The organism is Leifsonia sp. Root227 (assembly GCF_001428745.1).
In the GTDB taxonomy this organism is placed as follows: domain Bacteria; phylum Actinomycetota; class Actinomycetes; order Actinomycetales; family Microbacteriaceae; genus Leifsonia.
On the sequence record NZ_LMIO01000004.1, the window covers coordinates 258,944 to 276,354 of the forward strand.

20 protein-coding genes are annotated in these 17,411 nt (G+C 68.2%); 15 read left to right on the forward strand and 5 right to left on the reverse strand.

The window, feature by feature from the left end:
- Positions 1-29: 29 nt before the first annotated feature.
- Entirely contained in the window at positions 30-416 is a 387-nt protein-coding gene (locus tag ASE16_RS15925) for a phage holin family protein (RefSeq protein ID WP_055897295.1), read from the reverse strand.
- Between the two features lie 89 nt (positions 417-505).
- Between ASE16_RS15925 and ASE16_RS15930 the strand changes: the two genes are divergently transcribed.
- From ASE16_RS15930 to ASE16_RS15995, 14 genes are all read left to right on the forward strand, one after another.
- Entirely contained in the window at positions 506-1,615 is a 1,110-nt protein-coding gene (locus tag ASE16_RS15930) for a pyridoxal phosphate-dependent aminotransferase (RefSeq protein ID WP_235500537.1), read from the forward strand.
- Between the two features lie 4 nt (positions 1,616-1,619).
- Entirely contained in the window at positions 1,620-2,759 is a 1,140-nt protein-coding gene (pdhA, locus tag ASE16_RS15935) for a pyruvate dehydrogenase (acetyl-transferring) E1 component subunit alpha (protein ID WP_055897300.1), read from the forward strand.
- Positions 2,760-3,202: 443 nt separating this feature from the next.
- The gene (locus ASE16_RS15940; RefSeq protein ID WP_055898881.1) at positions 3,203-4,162 is read left to right on the forward strand and encodes an alpha-ketoacid dehydrogenase subunit beta; all 960 of its coding nucleotides are present in this window, start codon (positions 3,203-3,205) and stop codon (positions 4,160-4,162) included.
- A 58-nt stretch (positions 4,163-4,220) separates the two neighbouring features.
- Positions 4,221-5,711, forward strand: a complete 1,491-nt coding sequence (locus ASE16_RS15945) for a dihydrolipoamide acetyltransferase family protein (protein WP_055897303.1) — start codon at positions 4,221-4,223, stop codon at positions 5,709-5,711.
- Between the two features lie 64 nt (positions 5,712-5,775).
- Entirely contained in the window at positions 5,776-6,321 is a 546-nt protein-coding gene (locus ASE16_RS15950; RefSeq protein ID WP_055897306.1) for a VOC family protein, read from the forward strand.
- A gap of 66 nt (positions 6,322-6,387) precedes the next feature.
- A complete protein-coding gene (locus ASE16_RS15955) occupies positions 6,388-7,305 on the forward strand; it encodes a metal ABC transporter solute-binding protein, Zn/Mn family (protein WP_055897309.1) in 918 nt (305 codons plus the stop codon).
- Positions 7,302-8,174, forward strand: coding sequence for a metal ABC transporter ATP-binding protein (locus tag ASE16_RS15960; RefSeq protein ID WP_055897312.1), 873 nt, complete (start codon positions 7,302-7,304; stop codon positions 8,172-8,174). Before ASE16_RS15955 ends, ASE16_RS15960 begins: the two co-directional genes overlap by 4 nt.
- Complete coding sequence (locus ASE16_RS15965; RefSeq protein WP_055897315.1) at positions 8,171-9,052, forward strand: metal ABC transporter permease; 882 nt, start codon at positions 8,171-8,173, stop codon at positions 9,050-9,052. Before ASE16_RS15960 ends, ASE16_RS15965 begins: the two co-directional genes overlap by 4 nt.
- Positions 9,053-9,061: 9 nt before the next feature.
- Entirely contained in the window at positions 9,062-9,448 is a 387-nt protein-coding gene (locus ASE16_RS15970; RefSeq protein ID WP_055897318.1) for a Fur family transcriptional regulator, read from the forward strand.
- Positions 9,449-9,618: 170 nt separating this feature from the next.
- A complete protein-coding gene (gene rpmB, locus ASE16_RS15975) occupies positions 9,619-9,855 on the forward strand; it encodes a 50S ribosomal protein L28 (RefSeq protein WP_018188988.1) in 237 nt (78 codons plus the stop codon).
- Positions 9,855-10,022, forward strand: coding sequence for a 50S ribosomal protein L33 (gene rpmG / locus ASE16_RS15980; protein WP_027692168.1), 168 nt, complete (start codon positions 9,855-9,857; stop codon positions 10,020-10,022). The genes rpmB and rpmG overlap by 1 nt, the downstream gene beginning before the upstream one ends.
- A gap of 4 nt (positions 10,023-10,026) precedes the next feature.
- Positions 10,027-10,332 (forward strand): 30S ribosomal protein S14, encoded by a 306-nt coding sequence (gene rpsN, locus ASE16_RS15985; RefSeq protein ID WP_055897321.1) that lies wholly within the window; start codon positions 10,027-10,029, stop codon positions 10,330-10,332.
- 255 nt (positions 10,333-10,587) lie between these two features.
- Positions 10,588-10,875: an HU family DNA-binding protein gene (locus tag ASE16_RS15990; protein WP_055897324.1), complete on the forward strand. Its 288-nt coding sequence runs from the start codon at positions 10,588-10,590 to the stop codon at positions 10,873-10,875.
- 208 nt (positions 10,876-11,083) lie between these two features.
- Positions 11,084-12,994 carry a cytochrome c oxidase assembly protein gene (locus ASE16_RS15995; RefSeq protein WP_200949696.1) on the forward strand — a complete coding sequence of 637 codons (1,911 nt, stop codon included), beginning with the start codon at positions 11,084-11,086 and terminating at the stop codon, positions 12,992-12,994.
- A 65-nt stretch (positions 12,995-13,059) separates the two neighbouring features.
- On the opposite strand, the gene ASE16_RS16000 is transcribed toward ASE16_RS15995, so the two are convergent.
- The 4 genes from ASE16_RS16000 to ASE16_RS16015 form a co-directional block, all read right to left on the reverse strand.
- Positions 13,060-13,623 (reverse strand): hypothetical protein, encoded by a 564-nt coding sequence (locus tag ASE16_RS16000; RefSeq protein WP_055897327.1) that lies wholly within the window; start codon positions 13,621-13,623, stop codon positions 13,060-13,062.
- Positions 13,620-14,210 (reverse strand): RNA polymerase sigma factor, encoded by a 591-nt coding sequence (locus ASE16_RS16005; RefSeq protein ID WP_055897331.1) that lies wholly within the window; start codon positions 14,208-14,210, stop codon positions 13,620-13,622. Before ASE16_RS16005 ends, ASE16_RS16000 begins: the two co-directional genes overlap by 4 nt.
- A 157-nt stretch (positions 14,211-14,367) precedes the next feature.
- Complete coding sequence (locus tag ASE16_RS16010; protein WP_157480427.1) at positions 14,368-14,691, reverse strand: hypothetical protein; 324 nt, start codon at positions 14,689-14,691, stop codon at positions 14,368-14,370.
- Positions 14,692-14,922: 231 nt separating this feature from the next.
- Complete coding sequence (locus ASE16_RS16015) at positions 14,923-15,993, reverse strand: hypothetical protein (RefSeq protein ID WP_235500539.1); 1,071 nt, start codon at positions 15,991-15,993, stop codon at positions 14,923-14,925.
- A 91-nt stretch (positions 15,994-16,084) separates the two neighbouring features.
- Here ASE16_RS16015 and ASE16_RS16020 point away from each other — a divergent pair, with 91 nt between their 5' ends.
- The gene (locus ASE16_RS16020) at positions 16,085-17,374 is read left to right on the forward strand and encodes an ATP-dependent DNA helicase (protein ID WP_055897337.1); all 1,290 of its coding nucleotides are present in this window, start codon (positions 16,085-16,087) and stop codon (positions 17,372-17,374) included.
- Positions 17,375-17,411 lie beyond the last annotated feature (37 nt).

Here is a 17,411-nt window from a genome sequence, read left to right on the forward strand (position 1 = left end):
GTCTGTCCTATTCTCCCGCATCCACGCTGTCAGCGTCGCGTGAGCGGACGGAGGATGAGCCCCATCAGCCAGGCGATGATCGCCAGTACCAGCGCGCCGAGCACGCCCCACCAGAATCCGGCGATGTAGAGGCCGAAGCCCATCAGGCCGCTGATCCACGCCACCAGCAGCAGGAGCAGGCCGTTCACGATGAACGAGATGAGCCCAAGCGTGAGGATATAGAGGGGGAACGCGACGATCCGGATGGCCGTGCCGACGATGGCGTTGACGACGCCGAAGATCAGCGCGATCAGCAGGTAGGTGAGGATCGTCGGCAACTCGCCCTCCGCATAAGGGCGGACGGTGACGCCGGACACGATCAGCGTCGTGAGCCAGAGCGCGAGAGCGTTGATGATGAGTCGTACGAGGAATCTCATGCGTCCATGTTCCCAGGTGGGGCCCCTCCGCGGCGAGGGGTCGCAGGAGAATTCCCGCCGCGGTATGCGGCCGCGGGTAAGTTAGGGGCGTGAGTACCGAACACACCCGTGGCGTGAGGCTGCGCCCCGAGATCGTCGCTGTTCCCGCATACAAGCAGGGGCGGGCCGCTCCCGCAGACGGCTTCAAGCTGTCCAGCAACGAGAACCCGTTCCCTCCTCTCCCCTCTGTGGTGGATGCGGTCGGCGCGGTCCTCAGCGACCTCAACCGCTACCCGAACGCGGGCGGCGCCGACCTGCGGCAGCGTCTCGCCGACCGCCACGGCGTCGACGTGGACCAGGTGCACCTGGGCAACGGCTCCGTCTCGCTGCTCGCGCAGCTCATCTCCGCCGCGGCGGGAGTCGGCGACGAGGTCGTGTACTCCTGGCGCTCGTTCGAGGCGTACCCCGGCCTGGTCACGGTCGCCGGTGCGACCAGCGTGCAGGTCCCCAACCGCGCGGACGGCAGCCACGACCTGGATGCGCTCGCCGCGGCCATCACGGACCGTACCCGCGCCGTCATCGTCTGCACCCCGAACAACCCGACCGGCACGATCGTGACCGCCGCCGACTTCGAGCGGTTCATGGCGTCCGTGCCTGCCGACCTGCTCGTCCTTCTCGACGAGGCGTACTACGAGTTCGTCACTGACGACGCCTCCGTCGACGGCATCCCGCTGCTCGGCCGCTACCCCAACCTCGTGGTGCTGCGCACCTTCTCAAAGGCTTACGGTCTCGCCGCGCTGCGGATCGGCTACGCGGTCGGGCCGGGGCACGTCCTCGACGCGGCGCGTTCCGCGGCCATCCCGCTGTCGGTGACAGACGCCGCCCGCGTCGCTGCGCTCGCCTCGATCGACGCGGAGGACGAGCTGATGGAGCGCGTCGCCCGCATCGCCATGCGGCGCGACCAGCTCCGCGATGCCCTGATCGCACAGGGATGGGTGGTACCGGAGGCGCAGGGCAACTTCGTCTGGCTGGCCACGGGTGAGCAGACCGCCGAAGCCAACGACGCGTTCTTCGACGCGGGCCTGACCGTGCGCGCGTTCGCTCCCGAGGGCATCCGGATCAGTGTCGGAGAGCAGGAGTCTGTGGACAAACTCCTTGAGGTGACCGCGGATATTGTGCGGAACCTACCAAATGGGCACCCCGCCAAGCGGTTAGGTTAGACAGGTGGTTGCCACGAACGATACCCCGCGCCCGGCGAACACGGTCCAGCTGCTGACAGCAGACGGCCGTTTCCAGCCGAGCGAACTCGCAGCGGAATACCTGCCGTACCTCGAGCGACTCGACGAGGACGACTACCGGCGGCTGTACCGCGACATGGTGAAGGTGCGCGCCTTCGACCACGAAGCCGCGAACCTGCAGCGTCAGGGCCAGCTCGGCCTCTGGGTGCCGAGCATGGGCCAGGAGGGCGCGCAGGTGGGCTCCGCTCACGCCGCCCGCCCGCAGGACCACCTCTTCCCGTCCTACCGCGAGCACGTGGTCGGCATGATCCGCGGCATCGACCCCGTCGGCATCATGGGACTCCTGCGCGGCACGACGCACGGCGGCTGGGACCCGACGGACCCTGCCGTGCAGAACTTCCACCTCTACACGCTGGTGATCGGCTCGCACACGCTGCACGCCACCGGTTACGCCATGGGCATCACGTTCGACGGCAAGGTGGGCACGGGCAACCCGGACACGGATGAGGCCGCGATCGTCTACTTCGGAGACGGCGCCACCAGCCAGGGCGACGTGAGCGAGGCGTTCGTCTTCGCCGCCAGCTACCAGACCCCGCAGGTCTTCTTCCTGCAGAACAACCAGTGGGCCATCTCCGTGCCGGTCACGACGCAGTCGCGCTCGCCGCTGTATCTGCGCTCCAGCGGGTTCGGCATCCCCGGCGTGCAGATCGACGGCAACGACGTGCTCGCGTCGTACGCGGTCACCGCCAAGCACCTCGACGACGCCCGCAACGGCGAAGGCCCGAGCATGATCGAAGCGCTCACATACCGGATGGGCGCCCACACGTCCAGCGACGACCCCACCAAGTACCGCACGGACGAAGAGACGGCGTACTGGGGCGAGCGCGACCCGATCCTGCGCTTCCGCACGTTCCTGGAGCAGCAGGGCGTCGGACAGGCGTTCTTCGACAGCGCGGACGAGGAGGGGGCCGACCTGGCCGCCGACGTCCGCAAGCGCACGCTCGAACTCGAGGCACCGCCCATCGCGTCGATGTTCGACAACGTCTACAGTGAGCCGCATCCGCTCATGGACGAGCAGAAGCAGTGGCTCACCGATTACGAAGCATCGTTCGGAGGTGACGCATGAGCGACGTGAGAAGCGAAGCGCCCGCGACAGATACAGACGGCGAGATCGTCGAGGCCGAGCTGGTGGATGCGCCGGAGCACGAGAGCGCGGACTACGAGTACGCTGACCGATCGGCCGGCGAGGACACCCAGGCCATCGACGTCGTCGAGATCGTGGAGAGCGAGCCGGGCTCGATCGTGCTCGAGGAGCACGTCGCGGAGCAGGAGTGGTCGCGCGAGTTCACGATCGAGGACGCTGCCCCGACCCCGACGCGGATCGACGCGCAGGAGGCGGCGGACGTGCATCCCGAGGCCGCTGCTGCGGCGGATGCGGATGCGGACGGCTCGGACGAGCCGGATGCGGAGCAGAACGCCGGCGCAGAGAGCGCCCCTGTCGCAGAGGCTGCCGCGCCTGCCGCGCCTGCGGTGCCCTCAGAGCCGGAGCCGCGCATCCAGTCGCTGCCGATGGTGAAGGCCCTCAATGCCGGCCTCCGCAAGGCGCTCGCCGACAACGACCGCGTGCTCATCCTCGGTGAGGACGTCGGCCCGCTGGGTGGCGTCTTCAGGGTGACAGAGGGCCTGCAGAAGGAGTTCGGCGCGCAGCGCGTCATCGACACCCCCCTCGCAGAGGCGGGGATCGTCGGTACGGCCATCGGCCTCGCGATGCGCGGCTACCGGCCCGTGGTCGAGATCCAGTTCAACGGGTTCATCTTCCCCGGCTTCGACCAGATCACCACGCAGCTGGCCAAGCTCACCAACCGGCACGACGGCAGGATCTCGATGCCGATCGTCATCCGGGTGCCGCACGGAGGCCACATCGGTGCCGTCGAGCACCACCAGGAAGCACCGGAGGCGTACTTCGCGCACACCGCCGGCCTGCGTGTTGTCGCGCCGTCCACCCCGCACGACGCGTACTGGATGATCCAGGAGGCCATCCAGTCCGACGACCCCGTGCTCTTCTTCGAGCCGATGAGCCGCTACTGGCCCAAGGGCGAGGTCGACCTGCTGGAGAACACGACGCCGCTGCACGCCAGCCGCGTGGTACGCACCGGCACGGACGCGACGGTCGTCGCCTGGGCCGGCATGGTCAGCGTCGCGCTGCGCGCCGCTGAGCTCGCCGCCGAGGAGGGCCGCAGCGTCGAGGTCATCGACGTGCGCTCCATCTCCCCCGTCGACTACACGCCCATCGTCGAGTCGGTGCGCAAGACCGGCAGGCTCATCGTCGCCCAGGAGGCACCCGGAAACGTCAGCGTCGCCTCCGAGATCGCCGCGACGGTGACCGAGAAGGCCTTCTACTCGCTCGAGTCGCCCGTGCTCCGCGTCGCGGGGTTCGACACCCCGTTCCCTCCCGCGAAGCTCGAAGACATCTACCTCCCAGACGCCGACCGCATCCTCGAAGCGGTCGACAGGGCCCTCGCGTACTGAGCCGGCCGCCGTCGCGCGCCGTCTCGTCCCCGATCCCGCTTACCGAAAGAAGTCGCACATGAGCGAATCGAAGTTCCTTCTTCCCGATGTCGGCGAGGGTCTCACCGAGGCCGAGATCGTCGCGTGGAAGGTCGCGCCAGGCGACACGGTGGCGGTCAACCAGGTCATCGTCGAGATCGAGACGGCGAAGTCGCTCGTGGAGCTGCCGTCGCCGTTCGAGGGCGTCGTCGGCGAACTGCTCGTGTCCGAGGGACAGACAGTGGATGTCGGAACGCCGATCATCACGGTGTCCAGTGACAGCGGCGCAGGGCAGCAGCAGGAGCAGCCGGAGCCGCCGAGCGAGGTCGAGGAAGCCGAGGCGGACGCGGCCGCGAGCGTGTCCCACGAAGTGGATGCGCCCGCCGAGAAGCCGGGAGCCGTGCTGGTCGGCTACGGTGCGGCAGGACACGGCGCCAGCCGTCGCCGGAGGGTGACCCACCCGGGGACGTCGGCGATTCCGGTGGTGGCGAGTGGTGCATCCACTGCTGCCGCCCCTGCCACAGCTGCGACTCCCGCTGCGGCCGCGCCGGCCGCTGCCCAGAGCGCGCCCGCCACAGTGCCCGTCGCTCAGGCGACCCCGGCCGCTGCCGGCCCAGCGGCCCCCGCCGCTCCGCTCACGGTGCACAGCGAGGCGCACGTGATGCCGAACGTCCCCGTGATCGCCAAGCCGCCCATCCGGAAGCTGGCGAAGGACCTCGGCGTCGACCTCACCCTGGTGACGCCGACCGGCCCCATCGGCGAGGTCACCCGCGAGGACGTGCTGCGCGAGGCGACGCAGGCGAGCGTGTTCCGCAACATCCAGACGCCGGAGTGGCCGAACGACCGTGAGGACCGCATCCCGGTCAAGGGCGTGCGCAAGACCATCGCGAACGCCATGGTGTCGAGCGCGTTCAGCGCCCCGCACGTGAGCCTGTTCGTCGACGTGGATGCGACCCGCACCATGGAGTTCGTCAAGCGCCTCAAGAACTCCCCCGACTTCATCGGCGTGAAGGTCTCCCCGCTGCTGATCATGGCCAAGGCGATCATCTGGGCCGTGCGCCGCAACCCCACCGTGAACTCGTCGTGGACCGACGAGGAGATCATCGTGCGCCACTACGTGAACCTCGGCATCGCCGCCGCCACCCCGCGCGGCCTCATCGTGCCGAACGTCAAAGAGGCGCAGGAGATGTCGCTGCTCGAACTCGCCACGGCGCTCGAACAGCTCACCCTCACGGCGCGCGACGGCAAGACCACCCCGGCGGACATGGCGGGCGGCACCATCACGATCACCAACATCGGTGTTTTCGGGATGGACACCGGCACGCCGATCCTGAACCCCGGCGAGGTCGGCATCGTCGCCCTCGGCACGATCAAGCAGAAGCCGTGGGTCGTGGACGGCGAGGTGCGTCCGCGCTTCGTCACCACACTGGGCGCCTCGTTCGACCACCGCGTGGTCGACGGGGATGTTGCCTCGCGCTTCCTGGCGGACGTCGCCTCGATCATCGAGGAGCCGGCTCTCCTGCTCGACTGACGATTGCGGCCGAAAACTGTCCGCTATCCCACCTAGCGTGGGAAGAGACAGAAGGAGAAGCCGCATGACTGAGTCGGATGGATACACCAGCGTCGCCCCGTGGATCGTCACGGACGACACGGGAGCGCTGCTCGATTTCGTGACGACGGCGTTCGGCGGGGTCGAGCTGGCGCGCGTCTTCGTGGAGGATGGAAGCGTCGGCCACGCCGAGATCCGCGTGGGCGACACCGTGCTGCTCGCCTTCGACCGGCGGCCTGGCTGGCCGGCGATGCCGTCACTCCTGCGCGTTTTCGTGCCGGATGCCGATACGGCGTTCGAGCGGGCGGTGGCGGCCGGCGCGCGCGTCGTGACGGAGCTGGCGGACAGCGCGTGGGGCGACAGGGGCGGCCGCATCCGCGACCCCTTCGGCAACATCTGGTGGGTGATGGCGCACGTCGAGGACGTGCCGCAGGACGAGGTCTGGACCCGCATGGCCGAACCGCGCTTCGCGGACGCGATGCGCGTGGCCCAGGAGACCCTCGACGCCGAGCTCTCCGGCAGCGAGAAGGGCACGGCAAGCACGCCCGTCGCGCCCGACGCGCCCGATGGTTTTGACAATCATTATCAATAAGCGTTACGGTTCTTGAGTGCCGGTCATCGGCGCATCACTCAGACAGCCGAACTAGACAGGCCCCCTATGAAGTCGCGCACCATCGCCACGCTTCTCACCATCCCCGTCGTCACCGCCCTCGCCCTCACCGGATGCTCGGCAGGCGCCTCAGGCGACACCTCCACCGGCGCAGGCGGCACGGTCTCCGTCGTCGCCAGCACCAACGTCTACGGCGACATCGCCAAGACCATCGCGGGAGGCGCGGTCGACGTCACGTCGCTCATGGACAACCCCGCACAGGACCCGCACTCGTTCGAGGCGAGCGCGCAGAACCAGCTCGCCGTCTCCAAGGCCGACATCATCATCGAGAACGGCGGAGGGTACGACGACTTCATGGACACCCTTCGGAAGTCGGCGGGCGACAAGGCCACCGTGCTCAACGTCGTCGACATCTCCGGCAAGAAGGCCACCGCGGGCGACGACCTCAACGAGCACGTCTGGTACGACTTCCCCACCATCCAGAAGTTCACCGGCAAGCTGGTGGATGCGCTGTCCGCGGCCGATCCGTCGCAGGCGTCCGTCTTCACCAAGAACGCCGCAGCCTTCACCGCCGACCTGACCGGTCTCGAACAGCGCACCGCCGATCTCAAGCAGAATTACGCGGGAGAGGGCGCCGCAATCACCGAGCCCGTTCCGCTCTACCTGCTCGACGCCATCGGTCTCGTGAACAAGACGCCGGAGGCGTTCAGCTCGGCGATCGAGAACGGCACGGACGTCTCCCCGTCCGTGCTCAACGAGATGCTGCACCTGTTCAGCGGCAACGCCGTGAAGGTGTTTGCCTACAATGAGCAGACGAGTGGACCGGAGACCGAGAAGGTCCTGGCCGCAGCGAAGAGCGCAGGCGTCCCCGTCGTCCCCGTGACGGAGACTCTGCCGGCAGGCAAGGACTACATCAGCTGGATGACGAGCAACGTCGACGCCGTGGCCAAGGCCCTCGGCGAATGACCGCAGAAGCGGTCGAGCCGCTGGAGCGCGTCCCCTCCCCCGACCATCGGCCCGTCGTGCTGCGGCTGAGGGATGCGAACCTCGGCTTCGGCGACCGCACCCTGTGGAGCGGCCTGAACCTCGACGTGCACGCCGGTGAGTTCGTCGCCGTGCTCGGTCCGAACGGCTCCGGCAAGACCAGCCTGCTGAAGACGATCCTCGGCCAGCAGCAGCTCGACTCCGGCTCGATCGAGTTCGACGGGCATCCCGTGCGGCGCGGCGACCGGCGCATCGGCTACATCCCGCAGCAGAAGATCATCGCGGCCGGCACGCCGATGCGCGCCCGCGACCTGGTCGCCCTGGGCGTCAGCGGGCACCGCTGGGGCCTCCCGATCCCCACCAGGGCCGACAGGGCCCAGGTCGAGCAGCTGATCGACTCCGTCGGCGCGCGCCGCTACGCGAACGTGCCCGTCGGCAGTCTCTCCGGTGGCGAGCAGCAGCGGCTGCGCGTCGCCCAGGCGCTCGCCGGCGACCCAGCTCTGCTGCTCTGCGACGAACCGCTCCTCTCCCTCGACCTGCAGCACCAGCGCGGCGTCAGCGAACTGATCGACAGGCGCAGACGCGACCACGACAGCGCCGTGGTCTTCGTCACCCACGACGTCAATCCGGTGCTCGGGATGGTCGACAAGGTGCTCTACCTGGCCGGCGGCCGGTTCCGCGAGGGCACCCCGGACGATGTGCTGCGCTCCGACGTGCTCACCGACCTCTACGGCACCCCGATCGACGTGATCCGCAGCCGCGGGCGCATCGTGGTGGTCGGCATCCCGGACGCCGAGACCCACGACCACCACCATCACGGCCACTCCGCGCATCCGGAGCCTGCGGCATGATCGCGCACCTCGCATCCAGCACCGACCTGTGGTCGCAGCTGTTCGACTTCGCCAACTACGGCGAACTGCTCGCGCTGGTCAAGAACTCGATCTTCGCGGGCGCCGTGCTCGGCGTCGTCGGCGGCCTGATCGGCGTGTTCGTGATGCAGCGCGACATGGCGTTCGCCGTGCACGGCATCAGCGAGCTCTCGTTCGCCGGCGCAGCGGCCGCGCTGCTGTTCGGCGCGAACGTGGTGGTCGGTTCGGTGGCCGGATCGCTGATCGCCGCCGTGCTGATCGGACTGCTCGGCGCGAAGGCCAGGGACAGGAACTCGATCATCGCCGTGCTGATGCCGTTCGGCCTCGGCCTCGGCATCCTGTTCCTCGCGCTGTATCCGGGCAGGAGCGCCAACAAGTTCGGGCTGCTCACCGGGCAGATCGTGTCGGTGGACGACCCGCAGCTCGGCTGGCTGCTCGGCATCGGCGCCGTCGTGCTGATCGGGCTGCTCGTCATCTGGCGCCCCTTGAGCTTCGACAGCCTGGATGCGGACGTCGCCGCCTCCCGCGGGGTGCCAGTGCGGTTCGTCGCCCTGGCGTTCATGGTGCTGCTCGGCCTCGCCGTCGCGGTGTCGGTGCAGATCGTCGGCGCCCTGCTCGTGCTGTCGCTGCTGGTGACCCCGGCCGCCGCAGCGATGCGCATCTCGTCGTCTCCGCTCGCTGTTCCGCTGCTCAGCGTGGGCTTCGCACTGGTCTCCGTGGTCGGCGGCATCATGCTCGCCATCGGAAGCGCTCTGCCGATCAGCCCGTACGTGACCACGATCTCCTTCGTCATCTACGTGATCTGCCGCCTCGTCGGCGGCCGCCAGGGTTCACGGCGACTCGTGAGCAGGAACGGCTAGCCTGGGCTCGTGAAGCGGAACACCTGGCAGCGAGAAGCCGTCCGAGAGGCACTGACCTCCACGGAGGGCTTCATCAGCGCGCAGGGGCTCCACCTGAGCCTGCACGAGACGGGCTCCCCGATCGGCCTCGCGACCGTGTACCGCGCGCTCGCCGACCTCGCCTCGGAGGGCGAAGCGGACTCGCTGCAGTCGCCGGAGGGCGAGGCGCTGTATCGCGCGTGCACCACGGGACATCACCACCACCTGATCTGCCGCAACTGCGGTCTCACGGTGGAGATCGAGGCGGACGCCGTCGAGCAGTGGGCTCAGGCGGCCGCCGCATCCCACGGCTTCACGCAACCCCAGCACGTCGTCGACATCTTCGGCCTCTGCGCCACCTGCTCGCGCGTCGCCTGACCATCGATTGGCGGGATGCGCATCCGTCGCGTAGTATTGATGTTTGGCTGAGTGGGCCTCTCCCGCTCAGATCGTACGTAAACCCCAACATCCTCGGATTCCTGGGGTCAACCGTGCCGACAAGTGACCTTGGGCGGAGCATTCGGCTCCGCGGTATTGGAGAAAAGACAATGGCAGCAGTGTGCCAGGTGACTGGAGCCGTTCCCGGCTTCGGACACAACATCTCGCACTCGCACCGACGCACCAAGCGTCGTTTCGACCCGAACATTCAGAAGAAGACGTACTACGTGCCGTCGCTTCGCCGTAACGTCACGCTGACCCTGAGCGCCAAGGGCATCAAGGTCATCGACGCCCGTGGCATCGAGTCCGTGGTCAAGGACCTCCTGGCCCGTGGGGAGAAGATCTAATGGCAAAGCAGCAGGACGTTCGTCCGATCATCAAGCTTCGTTCGACGGCTGGAACCGGTTACACCTACGTGACCAAGAAGAACCGCCGCAACGACCCTGACCGTCTCGTGCTCAAGAAGTACGACCCCGTAGTGCGCAAGCACGTCGACTTCCGAGAGGAGCGCTAAACACATGGCTAAGAAGTCCAAGATCGCCAAGAACGAGCAGCGCAAGGTGATCGTTGACCGCTATGCGGCACGTCGTCTCGAGCTCAAGAAGGCCCTGATCGACCCCAACGGCACCGACGAGTCGCGCGAAGCGGCCCGCCAGGGCCTGCAGAGGATCCCGCGCGACGCATCGCCGATCCGCGTTCGCAACCGCGACGCCGTCGACGGCCGTCCCCGCGGAAACCTCAGCAAGTTCGGCATCTCGCGTGTCCGCTTCCGCGACATGGCGCACCGTGGCGAGCTGCCCGGTATCACCAAGTCCAGCTGGTAACCAGCGCTTTCAGCTCCTCGAAGGGGTGTCCGGCTTCGGCCGGGCACCCCTTCGTCGTCCCTCCGGCACCTGTATGGGGTCCCCGCGACTGCTCATCTGCTCCAGAGTTTGTGAAAAACGCCGGGAATCCGCGTGTTTCCGCGGGTTTCTGATACATTCGAGGCGGTCAACCGACCAAACGTAACGGCCAGGCTTGGCCTCAACCGTTCCACACAGAAGCTGTATATCCAGCACAAGGTCCGAGGAGGACACTCAATGGCTGACAAGTCGCTGAACAAGACCGAGCTCGTTGCCGCCGTCGCCGCGTCGTCGGGTCAGAGCCAGGCTGCCGTCGGTGGCGTGCTCGACGCATTCTTCGCCACCATCGCGGAGACCGTCGCCAACGGTGGCAAGGTCACCATCCCGGGCTGGCTCGCTGCAGAGCGCACCGAGACCGCTGCTCGCACGGGCCGCAACCCGCAGACCGGCGCCGAGATCAACATCCCGGCCGGCCACCGCGTCAAGCTGACCGCCGGCTCGAAGCTCAAGGCTGCCGTCAAGTAGTCTCACCGGCTTGATCGAGGGCGGTGCCGCAGTGCGGCGCCGCCCTCGTCGTCTCTGCGGGTGACCTGCCGCTGGCCGCGCTGCCCGAGCTGCCCGCGCATCCACTGCTGTGTGCGGCCTTTCAGCGGGCGGGACGTAGGCTTGTCCGGTGCCCCGAATCGCCCGCATCATCGGCCCTGCCGTCCTGCTGATCGCCGCGATCATCTCGATGATCGCGGCCCTCGCGTTCGGCGGAGGCGCTGCTGCGCCCCTCCTGGCCGATCCTGGGGCTCTCGTGCGCTGGGGGCTCCCCGCGTCGACCCTGATCGTCAATCTCAGCGCCGCAGGCACGATCGGCGCCCTGGTGCTCGCCTGCTTCGCGTTCAGCCCGCAGAAGGACGAGTTCGGCAAGTCCCTCGACTTCGCGGCTGGTTCGGCCGCCGTCATGACCGTGGCGAGCGCAGCCACCGGCCTGTTCACCTTCGTGAGCGTCTCGAACGTGCCGTGGTCGTTCGACGAGGCGTTCAGCAACGGGCTCAGCTCGTTCGTCACCAGCGTCTCCATCGGTCAGGCCTGGCTGGGCATCACGCTCATCGCCGCGGCCGTCACGGTGCTCTGCTTCGCCGTGCGCAATCACACGGCGCTCGTCTTCGTCACGGCGCTGGCCATCGCATCCATCATCCCGATGGCGCAGCAGGGCCACAGCGCGGATGCGGCCGGCCACGACGCGGCCGTCACCTCGTTCGGTCTGCACGTCCTGTTCGCGGCGATCTGGCTGGGCGGCCTGGTGGCCTTGATCGTCGCCAGGCGCAGCCTCGAAGGCGGACGCCTCGTGCCCGTGCTCGAGCGGTACTCGTCGCTCGCGCTGATCGCGTTCATCGTCGTCGCAGCGTCCGGTTATGTGAACGCCGAGCTCCGCGTCGGCACCCTCGCGCAGCTCGCGACGCCGTACGGCATCCTGGTGCTGGTCAAGGTGGCCGCCCTCGGAGCGCTCGGCGTCTTCGGCGTGATGCAGCGGCGCATCCTGATCGGCAAGCTGAAGGCGGGGGGCAAGCGCAGCCCGTTCTGGTGGATCGTGACGGCCGAGCTCGCGTTCATGGGCATCGCGTCCGGCGTCGCAGCCGCGCTCGCCCGCACAGCGACGCCCGTCGCCGAGAAGCTCGGAGCTGCGCCGACGCCCGCCCAGATCCTCACCGGGGAGAAGCTGCCGCCCGAGCTCACCTGGGGCCGGCTGTTCACCATGTGGAACTTCGACCTGCTCTGGGTGCTCGCCTGCGGCTTCGCGATCTTCTTCTACCTCGCCGGCGTGTGGCGGATGCGCAAGCGCGGCGATGCGTGGCCCATCCACCGCACGGTGTTCTGGATCCTCGGCATCGTGCTGCTGTTCTACATCACCTCCGGCGGCGTGAACGTGTACGAGAAGTACCTCTTCTCCACGCACATGCTCGCCCACATGGTGCTCACGATGATGGTGCCGCTGCTGCTGGTGCCTGGCGCGCCCGTGACCCTGGCACTGCGCTCGATCCGCAAGCGGACCGACGGCTCCCGCGGCGGCCGCGAATGGATCCTGCTGGCGGTGCACTCCCGTTTCGCCAACGTCATCTCGAACCCGGTGGTCGCCGCCGTGCTGTTCGCCGGGTCGCTCTGGGCGTTCTATTACACGCCGCTGTTCCGCTGGGCGACCACGGATCACATCGGCCACGAGTGGATGATCATCCACTTCCTCATCACCGGCTATCTCTTCGTGCAGTCCCTCATCGGCATCGACCCGGTCAAATACCGCCTGCCGTACCCGTTCCGCCTCCTGCTGCTGCTCGGCACGATGGCGTTCCACGCGTTCTTCGGCCTCTCGATCATGCAGAGCACCGGCCTCCTGCTCGCCGACTGGTTCGGCTCGATGGGCCGCACCTGGGGAGACAGCCCGCTCGTCGACCAGCAGACGGGCGGCGGCATCGCCTGGAGCGTCGGCGAGATCCCGACCGTGATCCTGGCGATCGTGGTGGCCATCCAGTGGAGCCGCAGCGACGACCGCGAGACCAAGCGCCGAGACCGCAACGCGGACCGAACAGGCGAGGCGGAGCTCAACGCGTACAACGAGCGCCTGCAGAAGCTGGCGTCGCGCGACGGGGTCTCACGGTAGCGGCCGCTCGCTCTATCCGAGTCCGGGTCCGGGTCCGCGTCGGGGCCGATTACCGCCACCCGCGCTCAGATGTCCTTCATCGTCCAGCTCACGACCGCCGGATCGCCGAGCGTTCCGCCGACGGTGCAAATGACGACGATGCTCGCCGCGCCCTGCGTGGGCTGCGGCAGTGCGAAGCCCACCATCGCTTGGTAGGTGCCGTCGTCGTTCTGGGTCGGCGGGTGCTCGGGGTCGAATGGTTGGGGGATGGCGCCCGGATTGTCCGCCGCGTAGTTGGCGAGACCGATGGCTTCGCACGCCTGCCAGGCGCCGAGCGCGTCGATGGGGTCATCCGGCGACGGCGAGTGCACAGGAGGGGGAGGGACGACGGTCGGTGTCTCCCGGTCGTTGACGGTCGGTGTCGCGGTGGCGGTCGAGACGTCGACGGTCGACGGGCCGATCCTGACCGAGGCGCTGAGGGCATAAGCGACTCCGCCGCCGGAAACGATCAGTGCGGCGATCACCAGCGCGATGACCGTCCATACCCTTTTGCGGCTGCCGCCGCTGGCCTGGTCGGCGCGCGCGGTCTCCACGATGGCGTCTCGCCAAGCGGCGCTCCGACGATCGTCGAAGCGGATGTCGTCGTTCATCGGAGGTCTCCTTCCGTCGCGGCCAGACGGGTCGTTTCGCCGAGCAGGGCAGCCAGGCGGGCTTTGGCCCTGGACAGGCGGGATTTCACCGTGCCGAGGGCGACGCCGAGCACCGCCGCGGCCTCGGCGGTGCTGAGTTCCTCGATCACGCACAACGACAGGACGTCGAGATCCCGCCGCGGCAGTCGCGAGAGTGCGGTCCGGAGAGCGTTCCGCTGCTCGTCGGAGTCGAGCCTGTCGTCGACGGCGTCGGAGTGGTCGGGAGTGTTCGCCTGGGCGGGAAGGATGCTGAGCACGTGCGCGTAGCGGCGGCTCGACCTGGCAAGGTTCCTGCTCACGTTGTTCGCCGTGACCAGTAACCACCCGATCACCGACCCGTCGACCTCCCGCATCGACTCGCGGCGGCGCCAGGCCTCCAGGAAGACCATGCCCGTCACATCCTCAGCGTCGTGCACGGAGCGCGTCAGGCGGAGCGCGTGCCGGAACACGCGGTCCCGGTGAAGATCGAAGAGTTCGCCGAACGCCTCCGGGTCGTCCCGACGCGTCGTCGGCAACAGCGCCGGTTCGTCGGTGTCCTCGGTAGTCACGTATAGATAATGTCCGAACCCGCCGAACGGTTCCCGAAGCCGCCGCGTGTCTGCGCTCGGTCGTCGCGGGGCTCGGGTCTCGCGAACCAGAAAGACCCCCGGGCGTGCATGCGGTCACCCGCCTTCCCCGCCCAGGGGCCTTCACCGGACTCCCCGTCTAGATGTCTTTCGCGAGCCAGCTCACGAGGGTCGGATCGCCGAGGGTGCCGCCGATGGTGCAGATGATGAGAACACTCTTTGCTCCCTCCGTCGGGTGAGGAAGGGGGAAGGCCGCATACGCCTGATACGTGCCGTCGGCGTTCCTGGTCGGTGGGTGGCTGGGGTCGTAGGGGATCAGCGTCGAACCAGGGTTGTCGGCCGCGTAGTTCGCCAGGCCGAGCACAGCGCACGCATGCCACGCGGTCAGCGCGTCGACAGGATCGTCCGGCGACGCCGCTCGGGGCGCAGGGGTCCGGGCCGGCGTCGCCGTGGTGGCGGACACGGAGACGGCCTGCTGGCGAGGCGATGCATTCGGATCGGACGCCGCGCATCCGGACAAAGCCCCCAGCGCGGCCAGAACGATGACAGATGCCGAGAATGCCGGCCTTCCCATGAACGTGCTCTTCTTCACGATTCCCCCCGAGTTCGTACCGTGCCTGCGATCCCGGGATCGGGATCCACTCGGGTAATGTCCGCAGCAGCGAAACGGTTCCCGGCGGGCGGCGCCCCGTCCCTACTCCGCCATCACCAGGTCGATCCCGCCGTTCTCGCGCAGGGTGATCTTCGACACGGACAGGACGAACGGCTCGTCCGTCTCGCGCTGCGACACCGAGCCGTCGAACAGCGACTGCACGGTCACGGACAGGTGCGCTGCGCCAGCGGCGCGCGGCACCACCCAGCCGGTCTCGCCCGCCTGGATGCGCACGTCAGGGTACTGCGCGATCGACCAGGCAGGCAGGCCCTGCACCCTGTCGTCGATGACGGCGCCGAACGGGCATCCTGCCGGCTGCAGCACCTGTTGCTTGGCGCAGTCGTCGAGGAAGTCGTGGAGCTGCTTCTGCACGACGCTGACGAACGCGGTGTCGGGTTGCGCATCCACTGCCACTTGCACCCGCTGACCCGCGGCGGCGGCGAAGGTCACCGGCGTGGTCGTGAGGTAGCGCGAGCTGTGGCCGAGCGTGTAGTCGGACGGCGCGAACATCAGGTAGTCGGCGGAGACGGAGAACGCATCCGCCGGCTGCTTCTGCGCTGCCCGAGGTTCGAGGGTGTGGCCGGCGATCGTGAACGTGTCCGCGTGCTGGACCTGGACGTGCGCGACCGTCAGCGGTGTCTTCGCGAACTCCCAGAGCGGCAGGAAGCCGAGCACGGAGCCGGCCTGGCGGACGGTGAACTTCGCCGTCACAGGATGCCCGTCGGAGAGGGCGGCGACCTCCACCAGATGGTCTCCTGAGGCGAGCAGGTCGTCGCCGACCACGCGGATGCCGGTGAGGCGGGGAAGCACATCCGGCCGCAGGAGCTCGTGCGACGGCCGGGAGGGCAGGCCCTGCTTCGAGAGGGACGCAGGGGTCGGATTCGCGCCAGGCATGGCCAGCGCGGCGCGCACGTCGTGGGACGCGAGCGACTGCACGTACGAGGTGGCGAAGCCGGCCGGACTGTAGAACGCGCGCTGCACCGCCCCGACCGAGGCGACGAACGCGAGCACGAGCAGAACGGCGATGCCGGACCAGAGCAGGATCACGCGCATCCTGGGGCTGACTGCGGCGAGCGGGTGCGACGGTGCGCTGCCCGACTCATCCCCACTCATGCCGCCATCCTATGGGCCTGTGGAGAACCGTCGCCCGAGCCCACGGCCGCGTTAGAGTAGTTCGGCAGGTCGCGCGACGGAAGGGATTCGGATGGGCCGACTCTCCCTCACGCCCGAACAACAGCGAGTGTTCGAGCTGATCGAGCACACCCGCGAGCACGTCTTCGTCACCGGCCGCGCCGGCACGGGCAAATCGACGCTGCTCAACCATCTCTCCTGGAACACCGAGAAGTCGCTGGTCATCTCCGCGCCGACCGGGGTCGCGGCGCTGAACGTCGGCGGGCAGACCATCCACTCGCTGTTCCGCCTGCCGATCGGGGTCATCGCCGACCACGACATCGAGCAGAGCGCCGAGCTGCGCAAGCTGCTCAACAGCATCGACACGCTCGTGATCGACGAGGTCTCGATGGTCAACGCCGACCTGATGGATGCGGTCGACCGCAGCCTGCGGCAGGCCAGGCAGCGCAACAAGGAGCCGTTCGGCGGGGTCCAGGTGGTGCTCTTCGGCGATCCGTACCAGCTGGCGCCGGTGCCGGGCGACCCGGAGGAGCGCGCATACTTCGGCGACACCTACCGGTCGATGTGGTTCTTCGACGCCAAGGTGTGGGATGAAGCAGACCTCAAGATCGTGGAGCTGGTCGAGGTGCACCGCCAGCACGAGTCCGACTTCAAGTACATGCTGAACGCGGTGCGGCACGGCCAGGTGACCAAGGAGATCGCCGACCGCCTCAACGAGATGGGCGCGCGTCCGGCCCCGGACGATGGCACGATCACGCTGGCCACCCGCAACGACGCGGTCAACCGCATCAACGCGGAGGCGCTGCGCCGCCTGCCAGGCAGAGCCCTCACCGCGAAGGCGGAGGTCAGCGGCGACTTCGGCGGCCGCACGTACCCGGCGGACGAGACGCTGGAGCTGAAGGTCGGCGCGCAGGTGATGTTCCTCCGCAACGACGTCGGCCAGGGCGGGGAGGGCCCGCGCTGGGTCAACGGCACCATCGGCACGGTCACCCGCATCGACTCCAACGTCTATGTGGAGGTGGACGGCGAGATCCACGAGGTGGAACCGGCGATCTGGGAGAAGTTCAAGTACTCGTACTCCGCCGCCACCAAGAAGCTCACCAAGGATGTGGTGGCCGAGTTCACGCAGTTTCCGCTGCGGCTGGCGTGGGCTGTCACCATCCACAAGTCGCAGGGCAAGACGTACGACTCGGCGGTGGTCGACCTCGGCCAGCGGGCGTTCAGCCCAGGGCAGACGTACGTGGCGCTCAGCCGCATCACGTCGCTGGACGGCCTGTACCTGTCCCGTCCGCTGCGGCCGAGCGACATCATGGTGGATGCGGACGTCGAACGATTCATGCGCACGAGGCCCAGGGAGGGCTGAGACGCGCGCTCACGGTGGAACTCACGCGACAGGAGAC

Bases quoted from the DNA above. Each gene is read 5' to 3' on its own strand.
- ASE16_RS15960 (WP_055897312.1), top strand. From the start codon at position 7,302: ATGACCGCAGAAGCGGTCGAGCCGCTGGAGCGCGTCCCCTCCCCCGAC.
- rpsN (WP_055897321.1), top strand. From the start codon at position 10,027: ATGGCTAAGAAGTCCAAGATCGCCAAGAACGAGCAGCGCAAGGTGATC.
- ASE16_RS15925 (WP_055897295.1), bottom strand. From the start codon at position 416: ATGAGATTCCTCGTACGACTCATCATCAACGCTCTCGCGCTCTGGCTC.
- ASE16_RS15945 (WP_055897303.1), top strand. From the start codon at position 4,221: ATGAGCGAATCGAAGTTCCTTCTTCCCGATGTCGGCGAGGGTCTCACC.
- ASE16_RS15950 (WP_055897306.1), top strand. From the start codon at position 5,776: ATGACTGAGTCGGATGGATACACCAGCGTCGCCCCGTGGATCGTCACG.
- ASE16_RS16015 (WP_235500539.1), bottom strand. From the start codon at position 15,993: ATGAGTGGGGATGAGTCGGGCAGCGCACCGTCGCACCCGCTCGCCGCA.
- ASE16_RS16020 (WP_055897337.1), top strand. From the start codon at position 16,085: ATGGGCCGACTCTCCCTCACGCCCGAACAACAGCGAGTGTTCGAGCTG.
- ASE16_RS15955 (WP_055897309.1), top strand. From the start codon at position 6,388: ATGAAGTCGCGCACCATCGCCACGCTTCTCACCATCCCCGTCGTCACC.
- rpmB (WP_018188988.1), top strand. From the start codon at position 9,619: ATGGCAGCAGTGTGCCAGGTGACTGGAGCCGTTCCCGGCTTCGGACAC.
- ASE16_RS15990 (WP_055897324.1), top strand. From the start codon at position 10,588: ATGGCTGACAAGTCGCTGAACAAGACCGAGCTCGTTGCCGCCGTCGCC.
- ASE16_RS16000 (WP_055897327.1), bottom strand. From the start codon at position 13,623: ATGAACGACGACATCCGCTTCGACGATCGTCGGAGCGCCGCTTGGCGA.
- ASE16_RS15995 (WP_200949696.1), top strand. From the start codon at position 11,084: ATGATCGCGGCCCTCGCGTTCGGCGGAGGCGCTGCTGCGCCCCTCCTG.
- ASE16_RS15940 (WP_055898881.1), top strand. From the start codon at position 3,203: ATGGTGAAGGCCCTCAATGCCGGCCTCCGCAAGGCGCTCGCCGACAAC.
- rpmG (WP_027692168.1), top strand. From the start codon at position 9,855: ATGGCAAAGCAGCAGGACGTTCGTCCGATCATCAAGCTTCGTTCGACG.
- ASE16_RS15965 (WP_055897315.1), top strand. From the start codon at position 8,171: ATGATCGCGCACCTCGCATCCAGCACCGACCTGTGGTCGCAGCTGTTC.